18 protein-coding genes are annotated in these 17840 nt (G+C 62.4%); 9 read left to right on the top strand and 9 right to left on the bottom strand.

The annotated features are described in order from the left end of the window. The first annotated feature begins 2 nt into the window (after nt 1-2). The gene (locus tag MNBBLIKP_RS08980) at nt 3-1811 is read left to right on the top strand and encodes a M2 family metallopeptidase (protein WP_088309642.1); all 1809 of its coding nucleotides are present in this window, start codon (nt 3-5) and stop codon (nt 1809-1811) included. Further along, the gene (locus MNBBLIKP_RS08975; RefSeq protein WP_088309640.1) at nt 1805-1993 is read left to right on the top strand and encodes a KOW motif-containing protein; all 189 of its coding nucleotides are present in this window, start codon (nt 1805-1807) and stop codon (nt 1991-1993) included. The genes MNBBLIKP_RS08980 and MNBBLIKP_RS08975 overlap by 7 nt, the downstream gene beginning before the upstream one ends. A 93-nt stretch (nt 1994-2086) precedes the next feature. On the opposite strand, the gene MNBBLIKP_RS08970 is transcribed toward MNBBLIKP_RS08975, so the two are convergent. The 5 genes from MNBBLIKP_RS08970 to MNBBLIKP_RS08950 all read right to left on the bottom strand — a co-directional run bounded on the left by MNBBLIKP_RS08970 (nt 2087) and on the right by MNBBLIKP_RS08950 (nt 6424). Next, the gene (locus tag MNBBLIKP_RS08970; RefSeq protein WP_088309638.1) at nt 2087-3520 is read right to left on the bottom strand and encodes an AMP nucleosidase; all 1434 of its coding nucleotides are present in this window, start codon (nt 3518-3520) and stop codon (nt 2087-2089) included. A gap of 129 nt (nt 3521-3649) precedes the next feature. Further along, nucleotides 3650-4255 (bottom strand): 50S ribosomal protein L9, encoded by a 606-nt coding sequence (rplI, locus tag MNBBLIKP_RS08965; RefSeq protein ID WP_088309636.1) that lies wholly within the window; start codon nt 4253-4255, stop codon nt 3650-3652. Nucleotides 4256-4267: 12 nt separating this feature from the next. Then, nucleotides 4268-4492 carry a 30S ribosomal protein S18 gene (rpsR, locus tag MNBBLIKP_RS08960; RefSeq protein WP_088309634.1) on the bottom strand — a complete coding sequence of 75 codons (225 nt, stop codon included), beginning with the start codon at nt 4490-4492 and terminating at the stop codon, nt 4268-4270. 3 nt (nt 4493-4495) lie between these two features. Further along, the gene (gene rpsF / locus MNBBLIKP_RS08955) at nt 4496-4858 is read right to left on the bottom strand and encodes a 30S ribosomal protein S6 (protein ID WP_088309683.1); all 363 of its coding nucleotides are present in this window, start codon (nt 4856-4858) and stop codon (nt 4496-4498) included. Between the two features lie 156 nt (nt 4859-5014). After that, on the bottom strand, nt 5015-6424 hold the full coding sequence (locus MNBBLIKP_RS08950; protein WP_088309632.1) for a glutamate ligase domain-containing protein: 1410 nt from the start codon (nt 6422-6424) through the stop codon (nt 5015-5017). 53 nt (nt 6425-6477) lie between these two features. Between MNBBLIKP_RS08950 and MNBBLIKP_RS08945 the strand changes: the two genes are divergently transcribed. The 7 genes from MNBBLIKP_RS08945 (at nt 6478) to MNBBLIKP_RS08915 (ending at nt 12653) form a co-directional block, all read left to right on the top strand. Next, nucleotides 6478-7293, top strand: a complete 816-nt coding sequence (locus MNBBLIKP_RS08945; protein WP_088309630.1) for an LD-carboxypeptidase — start codon at nt 6478-6480, stop codon at nt 7291-7293. Between the two features lie 76 nt (nt 7294-7369). Further along, nucleotides 7370-8305, top strand: coding sequence for an ACP S-malonyltransferase (gene fabD, locus MNBBLIKP_RS08940; protein WP_088309628.1), 936 nt, complete (start codon nt 7370-7372; stop codon nt 8303-8305). Nucleotides 8306-8320: 15 nt separating this feature from the next. Next, nucleotides 8321-9073 carry a 3-oxoacyl-[acyl-carrier-protein] reductase gene (gene fabG / locus MNBBLIKP_RS08935; RefSeq protein WP_176399721.1) on the top strand — a complete coding sequence of 251 codons (753 nt, stop codon included), beginning with the start codon at nt 8321-8323 and terminating at the stop codon, nt 9071-9073. 103 nt (nt 9074-9176) lie between these two features. After that, entirely contained in the window at nt 9177-9683 is a 507-nt protein-coding gene (locus tag MNBBLIKP_RS08930; RefSeq protein ID WP_088309624.1) for a hypothetical protein, read from the top strand. A 156-nt stretch (nt 9684-9839) separates the two neighbouring features. Beyond that, nucleotides 9840-10958, top strand: coding sequence for a DNA polymerase III subunit beta (dnaN, locus tag MNBBLIKP_RS08925; RefSeq protein ID WP_088309622.1), 1119 nt, complete (start codon nt 9840-9842; stop codon nt 10956-10958). Then, nucleotides 10955-11509 (top strand): hypothetical protein, encoded by a 555-nt coding sequence (locus tag MNBBLIKP_RS08920; protein WP_088309620.1) that lies wholly within the window; start codon nt 10955-10957, stop codon nt 11507-11509. Before dnaN ends, MNBBLIKP_RS08920 begins: the two co-directional genes overlap by 4 nt. 67 nt (nt 11510-11576) lie before the next feature. Beyond that, nucleotides 11577-12653: a DUF2855 family protein gene (locus MNBBLIKP_RS08915; RefSeq protein ID WP_088309618.1), complete on the top strand. Its 1077-nt coding sequence runs from the start codon at nt 11577-11579 to the stop codon at nt 12651-12653. A gap of 66 nt (nt 12654-12719) precedes the next feature. Here MNBBLIKP_RS08915 and MNBBLIKP_RS08910 read toward each other — a convergent pair whose 3' ends face one another. The 4 genes from MNBBLIKP_RS08910 to MNBBLIKP_RS08895 form a co-directional block, all read right to left on the bottom strand. Then, the gene (locus tag MNBBLIKP_RS08910; protein WP_217896670.1) at nt 12720-13733 is read right to left on the bottom strand and encodes a zinc-dependent alcohol dehydrogenase family protein; all 1014 of its coding nucleotides are present in this window, start codon (nt 13731-13733) and stop codon (nt 12720-12722) included. Beyond that, the gene (locus MNBBLIKP_RS08905) at nt 13730-15484 is read right to left on the bottom strand and encodes an N-acyl-D-amino-acid deacylase family protein (RefSeq protein ID WP_088309616.1); all 1755 of its coding nucleotides are present in this window, start codon (nt 15482-15484) and stop codon (nt 13730-13732) included. The genes MNBBLIKP_RS08910 and MNBBLIKP_RS08905 overlap by 4 nt, the downstream gene beginning before the upstream one ends. Nucleotides 15485-15682: 198 nt before the next feature. Further along, complete coding sequence (locus MNBBLIKP_RS08900; RefSeq protein ID WP_088309614.1) at nt 15683-16993, bottom strand: FAD-dependent oxidoreductase; 1311 nt, start codon at nt 16991-16993, stop codon at nt 15683-15685. A 5-nt stretch (nt 16994-16998) separates the two neighbouring features. Next, entirely contained in the window at nt 16999-17835 is an 837-nt protein-coding gene (locus tag MNBBLIKP_RS08895; RefSeq protein ID WP_254912979.1) for an alpha/beta fold hydrolase, read from the bottom strand. Nucleotides 17836-17840 lie beyond the last annotated feature (5 nt).

Genomic DNA, 17840 nt, shown 5'->3' with positions numbered 1-17840 from the left:
TGATGAAAAGACTGGTTTCACTCGCCGCGCTGGCCACGGCGCTTTCTGCCGTTCCGGCCTTTGCCGAAGAGGCCACGCCGCAACAGGCAGCCAAGGATTTCGTGGCCAAGGCGGAAGCGGAATTCTTTCGGCTCGGTATTGAAGGCGGCCAGGCTGAATGGGTCTATCAGACCTACATCAACCAGGACACCGAAGCGCTGACCGCGCGGGCCGGGGCCGCAGCGACCGAATTCAATGTGAAGACCGCGATCGAAGCCGCCAAGCACGCCAGTGCTCCGGGGCTGGACTATGACACGGCGCGCAAGCTGAACCGGATGCGCACTTTGATCGTGCTGCCCGCTGCAACCACGCCAGGAGCGGCAGAGGAAGTGGCGACGCTCAACGCCAAGCTGCAGGGCATTTATGGCAAGGGCAAGGGTTCGCTGCGCGGGGCACCGATCAACGGTAGCGACATCGAAGCCGAAATGGGCACCAACCGCAATCCGGATGAGCTGAAGGAAATGTGGCTCAGCTGGCATGACAATGTCGGCAAACCGATGAAGGGTGATTACGCAAAGCTGGTCGCCGCCGCGAACAAGGGCGCGCAGGAGCTGGGCTATGCCGATACGGGGGCGCTGTGGCGCTCAAACTATGACATGCCGCCCGAACAGTTTGCCGCACTGACGGAGAAGTTGTGGACCGAGGTAAAGCCGCTCTACGATTCGCTGCACACCTATGTCCGGATGAAGCTTAACCAGAAGTATGGTGACAAGGTTCAGGCCAAGACCGGGCCGATCCGGGCCGACCTGCTGGGCAACATGTGGGCGCAGGAATGGGGCAACATTTACGATCTTGTCGCACCTGCCGGCGCCGGCGATGTCGGCTTTGACACCACCGAACTGCTGACCGCCAAGGGCTATGATCCGATCAAGATGGTGCAGGGCGGGGAAGGGTTCTTCACCTCGTTGGGGATTGCCCCGCTGCCCAAGACCTTCTGGGAGCGTTCGCAATTTGTGAAGCCCCGGGACCGTGAAGTTGTGTGCCACGCCTCGGCCTGGGATCTCGACAATGTAGAGGATCTCCGCATCAAGATGTGCATCAAGGTGAACGGCGACGATTTCACCACGATCCATCACGAGCTGGGCCACAACTTTTACCAGCGCGCTTACAACAAGCAGCCGGCCTATTACCTCGATGGCGCGAACGATGGCTTCCACGAGGCGATTGGCGATACCATCGCGCTGTCTATCACCCCGCAATACCTCGTCCAGATCGGCCTGCTCGATCCGGCCAAGGTCCCTTCGGCGGACAAGGATACCGGACTGTTGCTGCGCCAGGCGATGGACAAGGTAGCATTCCTGCCGTTCGGCCTGCTGATTGACCGTTGGCGCTGGCAGGTGTTCGCTGGCGAAGTGAAGCCCGAAAACTATGGCCAGGCTTGGACCGATATGCGGCTCAAGTACCAAGGGATCATCCCGCCCGGGCCGCGCAGCGCCGATGCCTTTGATCCCGGAGCGAAGTATCACATCCCGGCGGTGGTGCCCTATACCCGCTACTTCCTGGCGCGGATCCTGCAGTTCCAGTTCCTTGAAGCTGCCTGCAAGCAATCTGGCTGGAAAGGCCCGTTGCATCGCTGCAGCTTCTATGGCGACAAGACCGTCGGCAAGAACCTGAGTGCCATGCTGGAAATGGGCGCAAGCAAGCCCTGGCCCGATGCATTGCAGGCTTTCACTGGCAGCCGCGAAATCAGCGGCAAAGCGATGATGGCTTACTTCGCGCCGCTCAAGAAGTGGCTCGACCAGCAGAACAAGGGCCAGAAGCCGGGATGGTGAGCCCGTCAGATGAAGTGCGAAACGGCGATCACTGCGAAGTGATCGCCGGAACGCACAAAGGGCGGCGCGGCACGGTTGAGGACTGGAACCTGTCCAAGACCGGCCACGCCACGATCACTGTGCGCGAGCCAGACGGCGCGCGGTTCAAGACCCTGGCCCGGAACACGCGCCGCAGCGCCTGATCTCCTTTAGAGCCTGATGACAAAAGATTGACCTGCCCGCAGGGGGTTGGACGGCCAGAAGCCGTGGACAGCGTTGCGGCTTTTGCAGGGGCATTAACGGAACGGCGGCTCCTTGAAGGCGCGCAGCTTGCGGCTGTGCAGTCGGGCTCCTTCGGCGCGCAGCAGGTCGCAAGTGGTGGTGCCGATCAATAAGTGTGCGGCGATGGCTTCTTCGTAAAAGCGGTTGGCCTGGCCCGGCAGCTTCAGTTCGCCGTGCAGCGGCTTGTCCGAAACGCACAGCAACGTTCCATAAGGCACGCGAAAGCGATAGCCTTGTGCAGCGATGGTCGCGCTTTCCATATCGATCCCGATTGCCCGGCTTAGTGACAGGCGCTGGGCCGAATGGGTATAGCGCAGTTCCCAGTTGCGATCGTCAGTCGTGGCGACCGTGCCGGTGCGCATCCGCTTCTTGAGGTTCGCTCCGGCATCGCCACTGACCATTTCGGCCGCCTTGGCGAGAGCAATCTGAACTTCGCCAATTGCCGGGATCGGAATTTCCGGCGGCAAGACCGCGTCCAGCACGTGATCGTCGCGCAGGTAAGCGTGGGCCAGCACATAGTCACCGATCTTCTGGGTATCACGCAGACCCCCACAGTGCCCGATCATCAGCCAGGCTTCCGGCCGCAGCACGGCGAGGTGATCGCAGATTGTCTTGGCGTTGCTCGGGCCGACGCCGATATTGACCAGCGTGATCCCTGACCGATCGGGGCGAACCAGATGGTAAGCCGGCATCTGGTGCCGCCGCCAGGCCGTGTCTGAAAGGATCGCCCGCGCGTTCGCCACCGGCTCTTCGACCAGCAGTCCACCCGCGCCGGACAGCAAGGTATAGTCATCCTTGCCCAGCTGCTGGGCTGCCCAATCAACGAATTCATCCACATAGCGGTGATAGTTGGTGAACAGGATGAAGCGCTGGAAATGTTCGGGGGCGGTACCGGTATAGTGGGCCAGGCGCGCAAGACTGAAATCAGTGCGCAGTCCATCGAACAGGGCCAGCGGGTTGGCTTCATCTGCATCAGGCACTTCGATCCCGTCGGCCAGTTCATCGCCGATCTTGGCCAGTTCGGTCGCCGGGAAGTGGCGGGACAATTCCAGCGGACTGACCGCGCCAAGCCCGCTGCTGGCGTCGATCACGTAGGGAAATGGAATTTCCTGCGCCGAAGGTCCAACCTCGATCTGGATCGCATAGTCGTCACCCAGCAGCCCGAGCTGTTCAGTAAGATAATCTGCGAATAGCGCCGGGCGGGTTACCGTGGTGGCGAATGTACCAGGCTGGCCCAGGCGGCCAAAAGCGCGGGCAAGATCCGGTCGGGTCTCCTCGCCCTGATAGTGAACCCGAACTTCAGGGTAACACCATTCGCGATTGGCGCGGCGGCTGGGGGGTGGGATGGTGCCGTCTGCGGCGAAAGCGGCGATGTCGCTGCGCAGGGTGGAGACGGCGGTTTCATAGATGCGGACCAATTCCGCAATGACGTTTTCTGTTCTTTCCATCGCAGGCCTATAGCGGGACTTGCGTGAAATTTCAATGACGGGGAAGGATTGTGCCCTTGCCCCTCTGGTTCACCAACGAAAAGGGGGCGCCGAAGCACCCCCTGATCGTTTGGCAAGGTGGCCGGAAGCTTAGGCTTCGTCGGCTTCCTCGGCCGGAGCGGCAGCCGGGGCTTCCGCTTCGAGTTCTTCGCCATTGCCGGCTTCGAAGTCGGTCGCAGCGGCAGCTGCAGCTTCGTCTTCGAACATCGCGGCGATAACGTCGACGCCTTGTGCCTGCTGCTCGGCTTCGTCGGGCGAGCGGGCAACGTTGACCTTGACCGTCACGACGACTTCGGGGTGCAGTGCAACCTTGACGTCGAACACGCCGATGGTCTTGATCGGGCGTTCCAGCACGATCATCGACTTCGACAGGTTGGCGCCATCAGCGTTCAGCGCATCGACGATGTCACGCACCGAAACCGAACCATACAGATGGCCGGCGTTCGACGATGCGCGGATCAGCACCACCGACTTGCCTTCAACGTTGGTCGAATGGGCTTCGGCATCGCTGCGGCGGGCGGCGTTATCGGCTTCGATCTTCGAACGATTGGCTTCGAAGACCTTGCGATTGGCGTCGTTGGCGCGCAGCGCCTTCTTGTTGGGCAGCAGGAAGTTGCGAGCATAGCCGTCCTTGACGGTTACGACATCGCCAATGGTGCCCAGCTTCTCGATGCGTTCGAGGAGGATGATTTGCATGTCGTCTCTCCCTTACTTGACGAGGTAGGGCAGCAGGCCCAGGTGGCGGGCACGCTTGATCGCCTGGCCCAGTTCGCGCTGCTTCTTGGCAGAAACGGCGGTGATCCGGCTCGGCACGATCTTGCCACGTTCAGACATATAGTTCTGAAGCAGGCGCGTGTCCTTGTAATCGATCTTCGGAGCGTTCTTGCCCGAGAAGGGGCAGCTCTTGCGGCGGCGGAAAAATGCGCGGGCCATCTCTTAGAACTCCTCGCGTTCACGGCGCTTGGTGCGCTCACGGTCTTGCTTGCGCATCTGCACCGAAGGGCCGGCTTCATGCTCATCAACGCGCACGGTCAGCCAGCGGATCACGTCTTCGTTGATCGCGGTCTGACGTTCCAGCTCGGCAACGGTGCCGGCGGGGGCTTCGATGTTGAGCATGACAAAGTGCGCCTTGCGGTTGCGCTTGATCTTGTATGCCAGGTTCTTGAGACCCCAGGTCTCGGTCTTGGTCACCTTGCCATTGTTGGCTTCGACGATTTCCGTCGCGGTGGCAGCAAGCGCATCAACTTGCGCCTGGCTGAGGTCCTGGCGTGCCAGGAACACGTGCTCATATAGAGCCACGGCAGCTTCCTTTATCTTTCTAACCGATCGCTGGCTGATCCGCACCATTGCGGGGCCCCTCCGGCTTTCTTCGTATCCCGTGCCATAGCGCGGGAAGTGGCGGCCCTTAGCCATTTACGGCATGATTGCAAGCGAAAAGCGGCTGCCCGCGCCCGATCATCCAAGCCGGTTCAGCAAGTCCCGCGCAAACTGCGTCAATGTATCATCGCGGGCACCCATCACCACGATCCGGTCCCCCGGCCGGGCAATCTGGACGATCCGGTCGGCGCAGACCTCGCGCAAGGGGACATATTCGGCCCGCCCGCCTGCTTCGGCGATCAGCTTGATGATCCGTTCGCTGCCTTCGCTGCGGTCCACCGTGCCGCCGAAATAGACTGGATCGCACAGGATGGTGACATCTTCCGGTCCCAGCAATCGCGCAAAGACTTCGGCCAATTCGCGCCCCATCTGGCGCAGCGGACCATAGCCGTGGGGCTGAAAAAAGGCGATCACGCGGCCCGGATTTGCCTTCAGCGTGGCCAGCGTTGCCGCGCACTTTTCGGGATTGTGACCGAAATCGTCGATCACCGTGATGCCTGAGGCACTGGTGCCGATGACATCGAAGCGCCGGGCCAGTCCGGCATAGCTCGACAAAGCATCAACCGCATCGCGAACCGGCACTCCGGCGGCATTGGCAGCGGCAATCGCGGCAAGCGCGTTGGACAGGTTATGCCGCCCTGGCACATCGAGCACCAGGGGATGCGAATAGCCATCGCGCCGGTCGATCACCGTGGCAGAGATGTGGAACGCACCTTCGCTGATGCTGTCCGCGAACACCCCGATTTGCGCGGCGGGGTTGCTTACGGCGAAAGTCACGTGCGGGGTGGAATCGGGCAGCAGCGCAGCCGCTTCCGGATCATCAAGGTTGACCGCGCAGATATCGGCAATCCCCAGGAAATCGCCGAACAGTTCGCGCAGTTCCTCCATCGATTTGTGATCGAGACTGACGTTGAGCAGCACCGCTACCCGGGGACGATAGAGCGCGATCGAGCCATCGCTTTCATCGACTTCTGAGACGAACACTCCGCCTTGCCCCACGCGGGCGCTGGCGAAAGGTGCGCTATCGGAGACGAAATTCTTCATCACCGCGCCGTTCATGATCGTGGGATCGCGGCCGGCCTGGGTCATGATCCAGCCGGTCATTCCGGTGACCGTGCTCTTGCCGCTGGTCCCGCCAATCGCGATCCCGCAAGTATCGGCATTGAACAGCCGCGCAAGCAGTTCCGCCCGGCTCATCCGCGCGCACCCCAGTTCGCGGGCGCGGACCATTTCCGGGACGGTATCTTCCACTGCCGCGCTGGCAACCAGCACCTGATTGGCACTGCTGATCCCGCTGCCGTCTTGTGGGAACAGGGTGAAGCCAAGCTCTTCCAGCCAGGCGAACTTTTCCGGTGTGCGGCCTTGGTCGCGGCTGCGGTCCGATCCCGCCACAACTGCGCCTTGACCCTTGAGGATCAGCGCCAGCGGCAGCATGCCGGATCCGCCGATGCCGCAGAAGAACCAGGGGTGTGTCGTCAGCTCATTCATCCGCTCTCCGGTATGCGGCCTTGCGCGCCAGCGCAACCGGGTTAGGAAAGCCTATGCCCCGCGTCGCGATCTGTGCCCCGTCCCGCAACCTCACGCACGAGGACGCTGCGCGCGTCCTCGCTCTGGCGGAAGAGTTTCCTGGTGTAGAGCTGCAGTTCCACCCGCAATGTTTCCTCAGCGAAGGGCATTTTGCCGGTAGCGATAAGGCGCGGTGCGACGCACTGGTTGAATGCGCCAACGATCCCGCTTTCGATGCGGTGTGGTATGCACGTGGCGGATATGGCGCAGCGCGGGTTGCGCAGGATGCTTTGGCACGGCTGGATCACGCCGCGCAGGACAAGCTGTTTCTGGGCTATTCAGATGCCGGAATCCTGCTTGGTGGGCTCTACCGGGCACGGATCGGGCACCCGATCCATGCGCCGATGCCCACCGATATTCGCCGCGATGGCGGTGAAGCCGCGGTTCGGCGGACACTGGCCTACCTTTCAGGTGACCGGTCGGGGATCGAGCTCAATGATGATGGCCACCCACGCGCCGCGTTCAACCTGATGACGCTTGCCATGTTGTGCGGGACGCCGATGATGCCAGGGCTGGCCGGCCATGTGATACTGGTCGAGGAAGTGGCCGAGTACCTTTACGCCGTGGATCGGCTGTTCTTTCATCTCACCGCACATCTTGGCGGAATTGCCGGACTGCGGCTGGGCAGGGTAAGCGCAGTGCCGGAAAACGACGCACCGTTCGGACATACAGCCGAGGAGATCGCCCGGCATTGGTGCGCACGCCACGCGATCCCGTTCCTGGGCGCTGCCGATATCGGGCATGATATTGCCAACAGGATCGTACCGTTCGGGCTTGCAGGACAAGACTAGCCGCCCTTAGAGGCGGCTCATTCTTCTCCCCATGCGCAGGCAGGCAGGGGACATGCGGACAGAAGGAGTCATTCACATGCGCGCATTCGTTTTTCCCGGACAAGGCAGCCAGAAAGTAGGCATGGGGGTTGAACTGGCCGAAGCCAGCGCCGCGGCCCGCGAAGTGTTTCAGGAAGTGGACGATGCGCTGGGGCAGAATCTGTCAGCCATCATGCGCGACGGTCCGGACGATGCGCTGACTCTCACCGAAAACGCGCAGCCTGCGATCATGGCTAATGCCATTGCCGTGCTGCGGGTGCTGGAACGGGAAGGCGGGATTTCACTGGCCGACAAGGCGCAGTTCGTCGCTGGGCACAGTCTGGGCGAATATACCGCACTGTGCGCCGCCGGGGCTTTCAGACTGGCCGACACTGCGCGCCTGCTCAAGCTGCGCGGGCAGGCGATGCAGGCCGCGGTGCCGGTCGGTGTTGGCGCAATGTGCGCGCTGCTCGGCGCGGATATCGACAAGGCGCAGGCGCTGGCCGATGCAGCTGCCGAGGGCGAAGTGTGCACCGTCGCCAATGATAACGATCCCGGCCAGGTCGTCCTTTCCGGCCATAAGGGTGCGATCGAACGGGCGATTGGTCTGGTCAAGGACCACGGGATCAAGCGCGGCGTGCTGCTACCAGTCTCTGCCCCGTTCCACTGCCCGCTGATGCAGGGCGCCGCCGATGCCATGGCGCAGGCACTGGGGCAAACGCCGCCGGGTGCTTTGTCCGTCCCGCTCTATGCCAATGTCACCGCTGACGTCGTGATCGATCCGGCCGAAGTGCAGCGTTTGCTGGTAGAACAAGTCTGCGGCCGCGTTCGTTGGCGCGAAAGCGTAATCGCGATGCAGGGCGTGGGCGTGGAAAGCTTCGTCGAACTCGGCGGCAAAGTCCTCGGCCCGATGATCGGCCGCTGCGTGAGCGATGTCTCTGTAACCAGCGTGGTCGGCATGGCCGACATCGAAGCGCTCATCAAGGAACTTTGAGCCATGGAAAACCGCCTGTTCGACCTCACCGGAATGACCGCCCTCGTTACCGGCGCCGCCGGAGGAATTGGTTCTGCGATCAGTCATGCCTTGGCCCGGCAGGGCGCACGGTTGGCGCTGTCCGGGACCAATCCGGGCAAATTGCGTTCGTTCCGGGAGGAGCTGAACGATACCTATGGGCATGATCACATCGAGATCACTTGCGACCTGTCGAATAGCGAGCAGGTGGAACACCTGGTCCCTGCGACGGTCGATACTTTGGGCAAGATCGATATTCTGGTGAACAACGCCGGAATCACCCGCGATAACCTGGCGATGCGAATGAAGGATGAGGAATGGGATGCGGTGATCAAGGTCAATCTTGAAGCCGCCTTCCGCCTGATGCGCGCCGCCTGCAAGCCGATGATGAAAGCGCGGCACGGGCGGATCATCACCATCACCAGCGTGGTTGGGGCCACCGGCAACCCCGGTCAGGTCAACTATGCCGCCGCCAAGGCCGGGCTGGTCGGCATGTCCAAGTCACTTGGCCAGGAAGTGGCGAGCCGCGGGATCACCGTCAACTGCGTCGCCCCCGGCTTCATTCGCACCGCGATGACCGACGTGTTGCCCGATGGCCAGAAAGACGCGCTGAATGCGCGGATTCCGATGGGCCGGATGGGTGAGGGCGAGGACATCGGTGCCGCCGTCGCCTATCTCGCCAGTCGTGAGGCGGGTTATGTCACTGGGCAGACGTTGCACGTCAACGGCGGGATGGCGATGATTTCCTGATCTTTGTTGGCCCCCGTGTCGCATTTTTACAAGTCTGACACGCACGGGGGCTGTCTAGCTGGGGCAGCAACCATACCCCGGGGGAACAATGCACCGTATTTCGATGATTCTGATTGCCTTGGCCAGCACCGCCGCGGCCAAGCCGACTGGCTGGACCGCTCAGCAGCGTTCATGCCCCGCGAACCAGACTGCCGAGAATTTGCCTGACGAATTGGTCAAGTCGATGCTCCCCGGTGCGACCGAGGAAAACATTAGCGATGAAACCGCTGAACAGCTGGCCAATCTGGCGCTGGGCTGCGCGAAGCAAACCAAGGTCGCCAAGGCCCGCCTTGAACCCTATATTGAATTTGCAACCTGGCAGCTGACGAGCATTGGCCTTGGCCGGCAGGTGAAAGCGCGCGGCATCGATCCGCAACAGCTCGCCAGCGCCATGAATGTCGGACCTGGCCGGGCCAACCCCAGCTTCGAAAAGCTGAGCGATGATCAGGTTACCCAGTTGATGGTGGCCCTCAAAGCCCGCGGGATCGAGGTCGAAACGCTGGGCGAGGATGTCTGGCAACTGGTGGGCGGCTATCTCGAGGCGACCAGCCGGGCCAGCCGGGCGCGGTAAAACGGCAGGAAAACCTGCGCATTTATCCCCAGTTTCGCGCCATTTCCGACCTGCCAGCCTTGCCGCTGGCAGGTCGGGCGTTAAGAAAGACAGTCCGAAACGACGGCGCAGCGCCGATTCAGGCTGCCTGCGATCCGCAGGGGACGTGTTAAGACCATGAAGGCCACCATCGAACGCGCGACGCTGCTCAAGTGCCTGTCGCACGTGCAGTCCGTTGTTGAACGGCGCAACACCATTCCGATCCTCTCCAACGTGCTGATCGAAGCCGCGGGGGACGGGACGTTAAAGGTGATGGCGACCGACCTTGACCTGCAAGTGGTTGAAACCATGAGCGCGGTTTCGGTTGAAGCGCCGGGCGCAATTACCGTTTCAGCGCACTTGCTGTTCGATATTGCCCGCAAGTTGCCCGATGGCAGTCAGGTGAGCCTGGAAACCGCGGACAACCGCATGGCGGTAAAGGCCGGGCGCAGCCGCTTCTCGCTGCCCACTCTGCCGCGCGATGACTTTCCGGTGATCGTTGAAGGCGATCTGCCAACCAGCTTTGAACTGCCCGCTGCCACGCTGGCCCAGATCATCGACCGCACCCGGTTTGCAATCAGCACCGAAGAAACGCGTTACTATCTCAACGGGATCTTTTTCCACGTCACGGACGAAGATCTTAAGGCCGCCGCCACCGATGGCCACCGCCTGGCGCGCTATACCATTGCCCGGCCTGCCGGGGCAGAAGGGATGCCCGATGTGATCGTGCCGCGCAAATGTGTGGCCGAACTGCGCAAGCTGCTGGAAGAATCGCTTGATACGAACGCGCTGATCGATCTTTCGGCCAGCAAGATCCGCTTCACCCTGGGCGGTGCGAACGGGGTTGTGCTGACCAGCAAGCTGATCGACGGAACCTTCCCTGATTACAGCCGCGTGATCCCGACCGGGAATGACAAGTTGCTGCGGCTTGATCCCAAAAGCTTTTACGAAGGCGTCGACCGCGTTGCCACCATCGCCACCGAAAAGACCCGCGCGGTCAAGATGGCGCTGGAGCCGGATCGGGTGACGCTCTCGGTCACCTCGCCAGACAATGGCACCGCGGCGGAAGAGGTTCCGGCGGACTACAAGTCGGCCGGGTTCGAAATTGGCTTCAACGCCAATTACCTCAAAGACATCCTCAGCCAGATCGAAGGCGACACGGTGGAATTGCATCTCGCTGATGCCGGCGCGCCGACCCTGATCCGGCAGGATGACAAGAGCCCGGCACTCTACGTGCTGATGCCGATGCGGGTTTGAGCGAAGGGCCCGTCAATCCGGTAGCAGGCCGCGCCTGCGGCAGCTGCACGATGTGCTGCAAGCTGCTGATCGTGCCCGAAACCGAAAGCCCGGCTGGCGAATGGTGCCAGCACTGCCATGTAGGGCAGGGCTGCCGCATTTATGCTGACCGGCCCCAGCGTTGCCGCGATTTCCAGTGCGGCTGGCTGGTGTGGGGCAAAGTCCCCGAGCACTGGTTCCCGGCCAAGTCCCGAATTGTGGTGGTGAGCGATGGTTCGCGCATCACCTTTACCATCGATCCCGCATCGCCCGCGCGCTGGCGCGACCAGCCCTGGTTCGGTGAAGTGAAGGCAATGGCCGTAATGGCCTTTGCCGAGCAGAGGCAAGTGCTGGTGCGGATCGGACGCAAGGTGATCGTCATGCTGCCCGATCGTGACTGCGATCTTGGCGTTGTCGCGGATGACGAAGTGGTGCTGACTGGCCTGCGCCCTGACGGCAGCTGGGGCGCGGCCAAAGTCCACCAGGACGATCCCCGGCTGGCCCTGGGCGGCGCAAGCGTGCCTTTGGTGTAGCTTCGATCGGCTCTTGCCCAAATCCAAACCGGGCTTAGATTCCTCCGCAACATCAGGGAGAGAACCAATGAGCCGCACCGTCCAGGTCCGCCGCAATACGATCACCGAAACCCGGATCATGGGCCACGCACTGCCCGCGCTGGGCGATGGAGAAGTGCGGCTGCAGGTAGAAAGCTTCTCGGTCACCGCCAACAACGTCACTTATGCCGTCGCGGGGGATGCGTTTGGCTATTGGAACTTTTTCCCGGGGGAGAGGGACTGGGGCGTCGTGCCGATGTGGGGGCATGCCGTGGTGACCGAATCGCGCCATCCGGACATTGCCGTGGGTGAGCGCGTCTATGGGTATCTGCCAATGGCCGAATGGCTGGATGTGCTGCCTGACAATGTCTCAGCCGGCGGATTCAGCGATGCTGCGGCCCACCGCCAGCCGATGAGCCCGATCTACAACCAGTACAGCCGCCTTGCTGCCGATCCCGAACACGATCCCGCGCGCGAGGCGGAGCGGATGATCTTTGGCCCGCTGTTCAAGACCGGATTTCTGATTGAAAACTTCTTCCGCCGAAACGCGTGGTTCGGCGCGGGCACGGTGGTGATTACCTCTGCCTCATCCAAGACGGCGATGGGCCTTGCCAGTGTCGCCCGTGCGCTTTCGCCCCAGGTCAAGCGGATCGGGCTGACATCGGCCGGAAACGTCGATTTCGTAAGGCGCGGCGGGTTTTACGATATAGTTCTGGCCTATGACGCGGTGGGCGAATTGCCGCTGGAAGCCAGCGTTTCGGTCGATTTCGCGGGCAACGCCGCACTGCTGCACGCAGTCCATACCCGGCTGGGCGATCACCTGAAGTACAGCTGCACCGTCGGCGCGACCCATGTCGGGGCCGGGTTTGGGCAGAACAACGGCCCGATCCCCGGACCGACACCCACCCTGTTCTTCGCCCCCGACCATGCGGTCGCCGCGATCAAGGAGCAAGGCCCCAAAGCATTCGGTGCGGCCGTGGCGGCAAGCTGGCTGACCTTCCTGGATGAGACCAGCGGCGCGCTGACAGTCGATACGCGCGAAGGGCTGGAGGCGGCAGCCGAAGCATTCGTCTCCGCAGCCAAGGGTGATGCCGATCCTGCGGTGGGGGTGGTGATCCGGCCTTAGAGCCTGATGACATAAGATTGATGCGTCCAACCCCTGCGGGGCGGGTCAACCTTTTGTCATCAGGCTCTAAATATCAACCACGATCTTGCCGAAATGCTTGCCCGCGATCTGGTGGCGGAAGGCATCGGCAAGCTGGGCGAGGGGAAAGTAATCCGAGATAACCGGTTTCAGCCCGCTCGCTTCCACGCCTCGGATCATTTCCAACTGGTGCTGGCGGCTGCCGACGACCAGACCCTGCACCCGCAGGCTCTTGCCCATCAGCAGAGCGGTTTCAACCGGGCCGCCACGTCCCGTCAGCACCCCGATCAGCGCGACGTGCCCGCCAACCCGAGTGGCCAGCATCGACTGGTCAAGTGTGCCCGCACCGCCGATTTCGACAACGCAATCCACCCCTTTGCCGTCGGTCAGTTCCAGCGCCTGCTTGCCCCATTCCGGCACGGCCTTGTAGTTGATCAGATGATCTGCCCCCAGCGCCTTAAGCCGTTCAAGTTTTTCGTCAGAAGATGAAGTGGCCACTACCCGCGCGCCTGCCGCCTTGGCGAATTGCAGCGCAAAAACCGAAACTCCGCCGCTGCCCTGAACCAGTACGGTCGATCCCGGCCGGATCGCATTATCAACGAACAGCGCACGCCAGGCGGTCAGCCCGGCGCAAGTCAATGTGGCCGCTTCTGCGGCCGAATAGCCAGCAGGGGCGTGGGTAAACCAGTCTTGCGGTGTCACCACTGCTTCGCGGGCATAACCATCGATCCCGTCACCCGGCGTGCTGGCAAAGCCGGTGCCGGGTGTGTGGCCATCAAGCCAGTCGGTGAAGAAGGTCGACATGACCAGATCGCCTGGCTTGAACTCGCTGACCCCATCACCCACCGCCTCGACCACACCCGCCCCATCGGACATCGGGATGCGGCCGGCGGCGGTCGGGATCATCCCGGCGACCACGGCATAGTCGTGGAAATTGAGCGAGCTGGCCTGCAGCCGCACTCTGATCTGGCCCGGCCCCGGCTGGCCGGGATCGTCTCCGGTGCCGGGGGTCAGGCTGTCCAGACTGGCAGGTGATCCGCAGCGGACCAGCGCGATGCTCATTCAGCAGCTTCCAGCATGGCCGCGCGCTGCGGCCCGCGGATCAGGCCGCCGGGGGTGGCCCCGGTCCAGGTGCCGTTTTCAAACGTCACTGTACCGCCCTTGATCGTGGCGATGTATCCATCGGCCTTTTGCAGCAGGCGCTTACCGCCAGCGGGAAGGTCAAACGCCAACCAGGGCTTGCCAAGCTTGACCGCGTCCATATCAATCACATTGATATCAGCCAGGTATCCCGGCGCGAGAATACCGCGATCATCGAGGCCATAGAGTCGCGCGGTATCGTGGCACTGGCGCTTGACGGCATTTTCCAGGCTGATCTTGCCGCCGCGCTGGCGATCACGGACCCAGTGCTGCAACATGAAAGTCGGGCTGGCGGCATCACAGATCGTGCCGCAGTGTGCCCCGCCGTCGCTCAGCGAGTTGACGCAGTCGTCGCTGTTCTGCAGCGCTTCAAGGAAGTCAAGGTTGCCATCGGCATAGTTGAGGATCGGGTAATAGATGAAGCCCTTGCCTTCGTTCTGACAAAGCAGATCATAAGCATATTCATCGCCCGATTTGCCCGCCGCCGCAGCGCGTGCGGCGATGCTTTCATCAGCCTGAGGCTCATAATTGAAGTCCGGCCCCATTTCGAACTGCAACATCCAACCGCCGCAGACTGCCATGATCAGCGGGAGAATGTCCTTGTTGACCTCGGAAAAGTCGCTGGGTTCGGACAGAAGCTGAGCCTTGAAAGCGGGATCAAGCAGCTTGGCCTGCTGCTCTGCCCAAGGCAGCTCGGCGATGGCCATGTAGCTGGGGCGCAGACGGAACGGATGGATTGTGCCCTGCCAGGCCATCACGATGCCGTTACCGCGCAGCGCGATCTGGGCGACGATATTGGCACCGTTGTCGTTCTCCGCGCGCATCGTCGCGATCTGCTCATCCAGTGGCAGCTCCTTGGCGATGGACTGCAGCGCGGCAAAAGTCACTGGCAGGCCGGTTTCGCGGCTGAGCTTGCCCATCCATTCAAACTCATTCCATTCGCGGCGCAGGTCGCTCGCCATTTCGAACACGCCGTGGCCAACCCGGCCCATCGCCTTGCCGATTTCAACCAGCTCTTCGGCAGTGGCAGTGGTTCCGGGCACCAGTTCGCCATCGATCGAGCGGTGCAGGATGGTGCGGCTGGTGGAAAAGCCAAGCGCCCCGGCGCGCACGCCTTCTTCCACGATGGTCGACATCTGCTGGATATCTTCGGCGGTAGGCACCGCGCCGGGCATTTCACGGTCACCCAGTACATAGGCCCGAACCGCACCGTGCGGCACATGAGTGCCGACATCGATTGCGCGCGGCATACGCTCAAGCGCGTCGAGGTATTCAGGGAAGGTTTCCCAATCCCACTTCATCCCTTCGGCCAGGGCAGTGCCGGGAATATCCTCTACCCCTTCCATCAGCCCGATCAGCCAGTCATGCCGGTTCGGCGCGGCGGGGGCAAAGCCGACGCCGCAGTTCCCCATCACCACAGTGGTGACCCCGTGCCAGCTCGACGGTGCCATTTCCGCGTCCCAGGTGGCCTGGCCATCGTAATGGGTGTGAATATCGACCCAGCCGGGCGCGACCACTTTGCCGCCCGCATCGATTTCCCGCGCGGCATCGCCGTGAACGGTTCCGACGGCGGCTATCAGCCCGTCCTTTACGGCAACATCGCCGGCAAAGCGCGGTGCGCCGGTACCATCGACAATCGTACCGTTGCGAATGATCAGGTCATAGGTGGGCATGGTTTCTCTCCCGCAGCAGCCGACTCACGCGGCGCCTTAACCGGGCGATTAAGCCATGGATTAGGGGGAGGGGCAAGCGGGTTGCGTTTAGGTGCCGGGGTAGCGGGCGGGCTTCGGCAAGCTCAGCCCGAACGGAACCAGGTCTGAGCCAAGCGCCGACCAGGCTGAGCTTGCCGAAGCCCCTTGCGCGGCCTCTGCCTATGAATTCCCCCGCGCCGCGATCATATCCCCCACATGGACAAACTTTTCCCGCGGGGCGCCGTCACGGGCGCGGGCAACTTCCTGTTCGTCGATCTTCTGCCAGTCGCGGAAGGTTACCACATCCAGACTGCGTGCCGCTGCCAGTTCGTCAAACCCGGCGCGGCCGCGCTTGCCACTGCCAAGGCCAATATCTTCAGCGATCTTTTCAACCACGCTGAAGCCGTCCGGACGGTTGGTGCCAATCGTGCCCGACGGGCCTCGCCGGGCCCAGCCGACGCAGTACAGGCCTGGCAAGATGCGGCCTTCATCGTTGGGGAAGCGCCCGGCACGCTCATCGAACGGCACACCGGGGATGCGGCTGGTCTGATAGCCGATGCAGCACACCACCAGGCTGGCGGGAATGGTGTAAACCTCACCCGTACCAACCGCGCGGCCGGCTTCGACGACGGTGCGTTCAACCTCGATCCCGGTGACCTTGTCGGTGCCCAGGATCGCCTTGGGGCTGGCAAAGAAATCGAACTCCACCTCGATGCCCATGTCGGCATAGTGGCTGGCGGGGATCGCGGCGAAGCTGCGCAGGTGGGTGACCGATTTGCGCAGGCCGGGTTCCAGCAGGGCGTCGTCGCCTTCGTCCGGCAGGTCCTGCGGATCGACGCGCGGTGCGGCACGGGTCAGGTGGGACAGTTCGCCCAGTTCCTTGGGCGTCATCATGATCTGGTGCGGCCCGCGCCGCCCCAGCACCACGATCCGCCTGAGCCGTGAGGTCTGCAGCACGTCGAGCGCGTGGGCGACAATATCGCTCCCGGCGAATTCCTCGCGCGTCTTGGACAGGATCCGGGCGACGTCGAGCGCGACGTTGCCCATGCCAATCACCACGGCTGTATCGCCGGTCAGATCGGGATCGAGGTTGGCGAACATCGGGTGGCCATTGTACCAGCCAACAAAGGCGGCGCTGCCATAGACGCCGGGCAGTTCCTCTCCCGGCAGGTCCATCTTGCGGTCGTGTGGCGCACCCGTGGCGAGTACTACTGCGTCATAGAGGCCTTGCAATTCCTCTACCGTCACGTCCTTGCCGACCATGACGTTGCCCACAAAGCGGACGTTTTCGGACAAGGCGGTGCTTTCATAACGCCGCGACACACCCTTGATCGACTGGTGATCGGGCGCCACCCCGGTGCGGATCAGGCCATAGGGGACGGGCAACATGTCGAATATGTCGACCCGCACATCCTCGCCAAATTGCTTTTGCGCGGCCTCGGCCGTGTAATACCCTGCTGGTCCCGAGCCGATGATCGCAATGTGGCGCATAGTTTCTAGGCAGCCTTTCGTTTCGTGTCCGTACGCTCCGGCCCGTCCAGAAAGCCCCGGATACAGGAGATGGTCTGTTCACGGTGGGTCAGCATGAACAAGTGCCCTCCCTGCTCGAATATCTCGAGCCGGCTGTTGGGGATCAGCGTCTCCAGGATCTTGCCGTTGGCGAGCGGGACGATCTGGTCCTCATCCCCCATCATGATCAGCGTGTCCTTCTTGAGGAAGGGCAGGGCAGGGGCACTGGTCCAGCCAAGCATGGCGAGCAGCTGATAGACATAGCCGCGCGGGCTGGGCGGGGTCAGGCGGCTGATATGTTCTGCTTTGCCGCCGGTCAGCCCGCCATAGAGCGTGCGGAAATGCTCTTCCATGAAGGCCGCGTCGACATAGCGGCGCGGGTTGACCATCTTCGTCAACGCGCCGGGATTGCCGGGGACCATGAACATGCCTGCGCTGGTGGCACACAGGATCAGGCGGCGGACGTAATCGGGGTGTTGCAGCGTGAAGTGCTGTGCCATCCCGCCGCCCCACGAAATGCCCATCACGTCCACCTGATCGCAGTTGAAGCGGCGGAGCAGTTCCTTGGCGGTCCAGCTCATGGTGAAGGTGTTGTAGGGCACCAGCGGATCGGGGCTGCCGCCCACGCCAGGCATGTCGAACATGATGAACGGCCGCTCGGTCAGTGCTTCGGCCAGCGGGGCGACTGCTTCGATGTTGGCGCCGATGCCGTTGAAGAACAGGATCGGCAGATGCTCGCTGGCCATGTCCCAACGCCAGCGCGCGACACGCAGGGTGCGGCCGCCGACCACTTCCATCGAAAATTCACAGGTCAGTTCTTGCACGCGCG

The sequence above is a fragment of the Novosphingobium sp. B 225 genome (assembly GCF_002198665.1).
In the GTDB taxonomy this organism is placed as follows: domain Bacteria; phylum Pseudomonadota; class Alphaproteobacteria; order Sphingomonadales; family Sphingomonadaceae; genus Novosphingobium.
Note: the sequence above shows the minus strand (reverse complement) of the source record. Positions and strands in the feature narration are given on the sequence as shown.

Coding starts and splice junctions, on each gene's coding strand:
- MNBBLIKP_RS08905 (WP_088309616.1), bottom strand. CDS start 15,484: ATGCCCACCTATGACCTGATCATTCGCAACGGTACGATTGTCGATGGT.
- MNBBLIKP_RS08910 (WP_217896670.1), bottom strand. CDS start 13,733: ATGAGCATCGCGCTGGTCCGCTGCGGATCACCTGCCAGTCTGGACAGC.
- MNBBLIKP_RS08980 (WP_088309642.1), top strand. CDS start 3: ATGAAAAGACTGGTTTCACTCGCCGCGCTGGCCACGGCGCTTTCTGCC.
- MNBBLIKP_RS08915 (WP_088309618.1), top strand. CDS start 11,577: ATGAGCCGCACCGTCCAGGTCCGCCGCAATACGATCACCGAAACCCGG.
- MNBBLIKP_RS08975 (WP_088309640.1), top strand. CDS start 1,805: ATGGTGAGCCCGTCAGATGAAGTGCGAAACGGCGATCACTGCGAAGTG.
- rplI (WP_088309636.1), bottom strand. CDS start 4,255: ATGCAAATCATCCTCCTCGAACGCATCGAGAAGCTGGGCACCATTGGC.
- MNBBLIKP_RS08950 (WP_088309632.1), bottom strand. CDS start 6,424: ATGAATGAGCTGACGACACACCCCTGGTTCTTCTGCGGCATCGGCGGA.
- MNBBLIKP_RS08970 (WP_088309638.1), bottom strand. CDS start 3,520: ATGGAAAGAACAGAAAACGTCATTGCGGAATTGGTCCGCATCTATGAA.
- dnaN (WP_088309622.1), top strand. CDS start 9,840: ATGAAGGCCACCATCGAACGCGCGACGCTGCTCAAGTGCCTGTCGCAC.
- MNBBLIKP_RS08945 (WP_088309630.1), top strand. CDS start 6,478: ATGCCCCGCGTCGCGATCTGTGCCCCGTCCCGCAACCTCACGCACGAG.
- rpsR (WP_088309634.1), bottom strand. CDS start 4,492: ATGGCCCGCGCATTTTTCCGCCGCCGCAAGAGCTGCCCCTTCTCGGGC.
- fabD (WP_088309628.1), top strand. CDS start 7,370: ATGCGCGCATTCGTTTTTCCCGGACAAGGCAGCCAGAAAGTAGGCATG.
- MNBBLIKP_RS08930 (WP_088309624.1), top strand. CDS start 9,177: ATGATTCTGATTGCCTTGGCCAGCACCGCCGCGGCCAAGCCGACTGGC.
- MNBBLIKP_RS08900 (WP_088309614.1), bottom strand. CDS start 16,993: ATGCGCCACATTGCGATCATCGGCTCGGGACCAGCAGGGTATTACACG.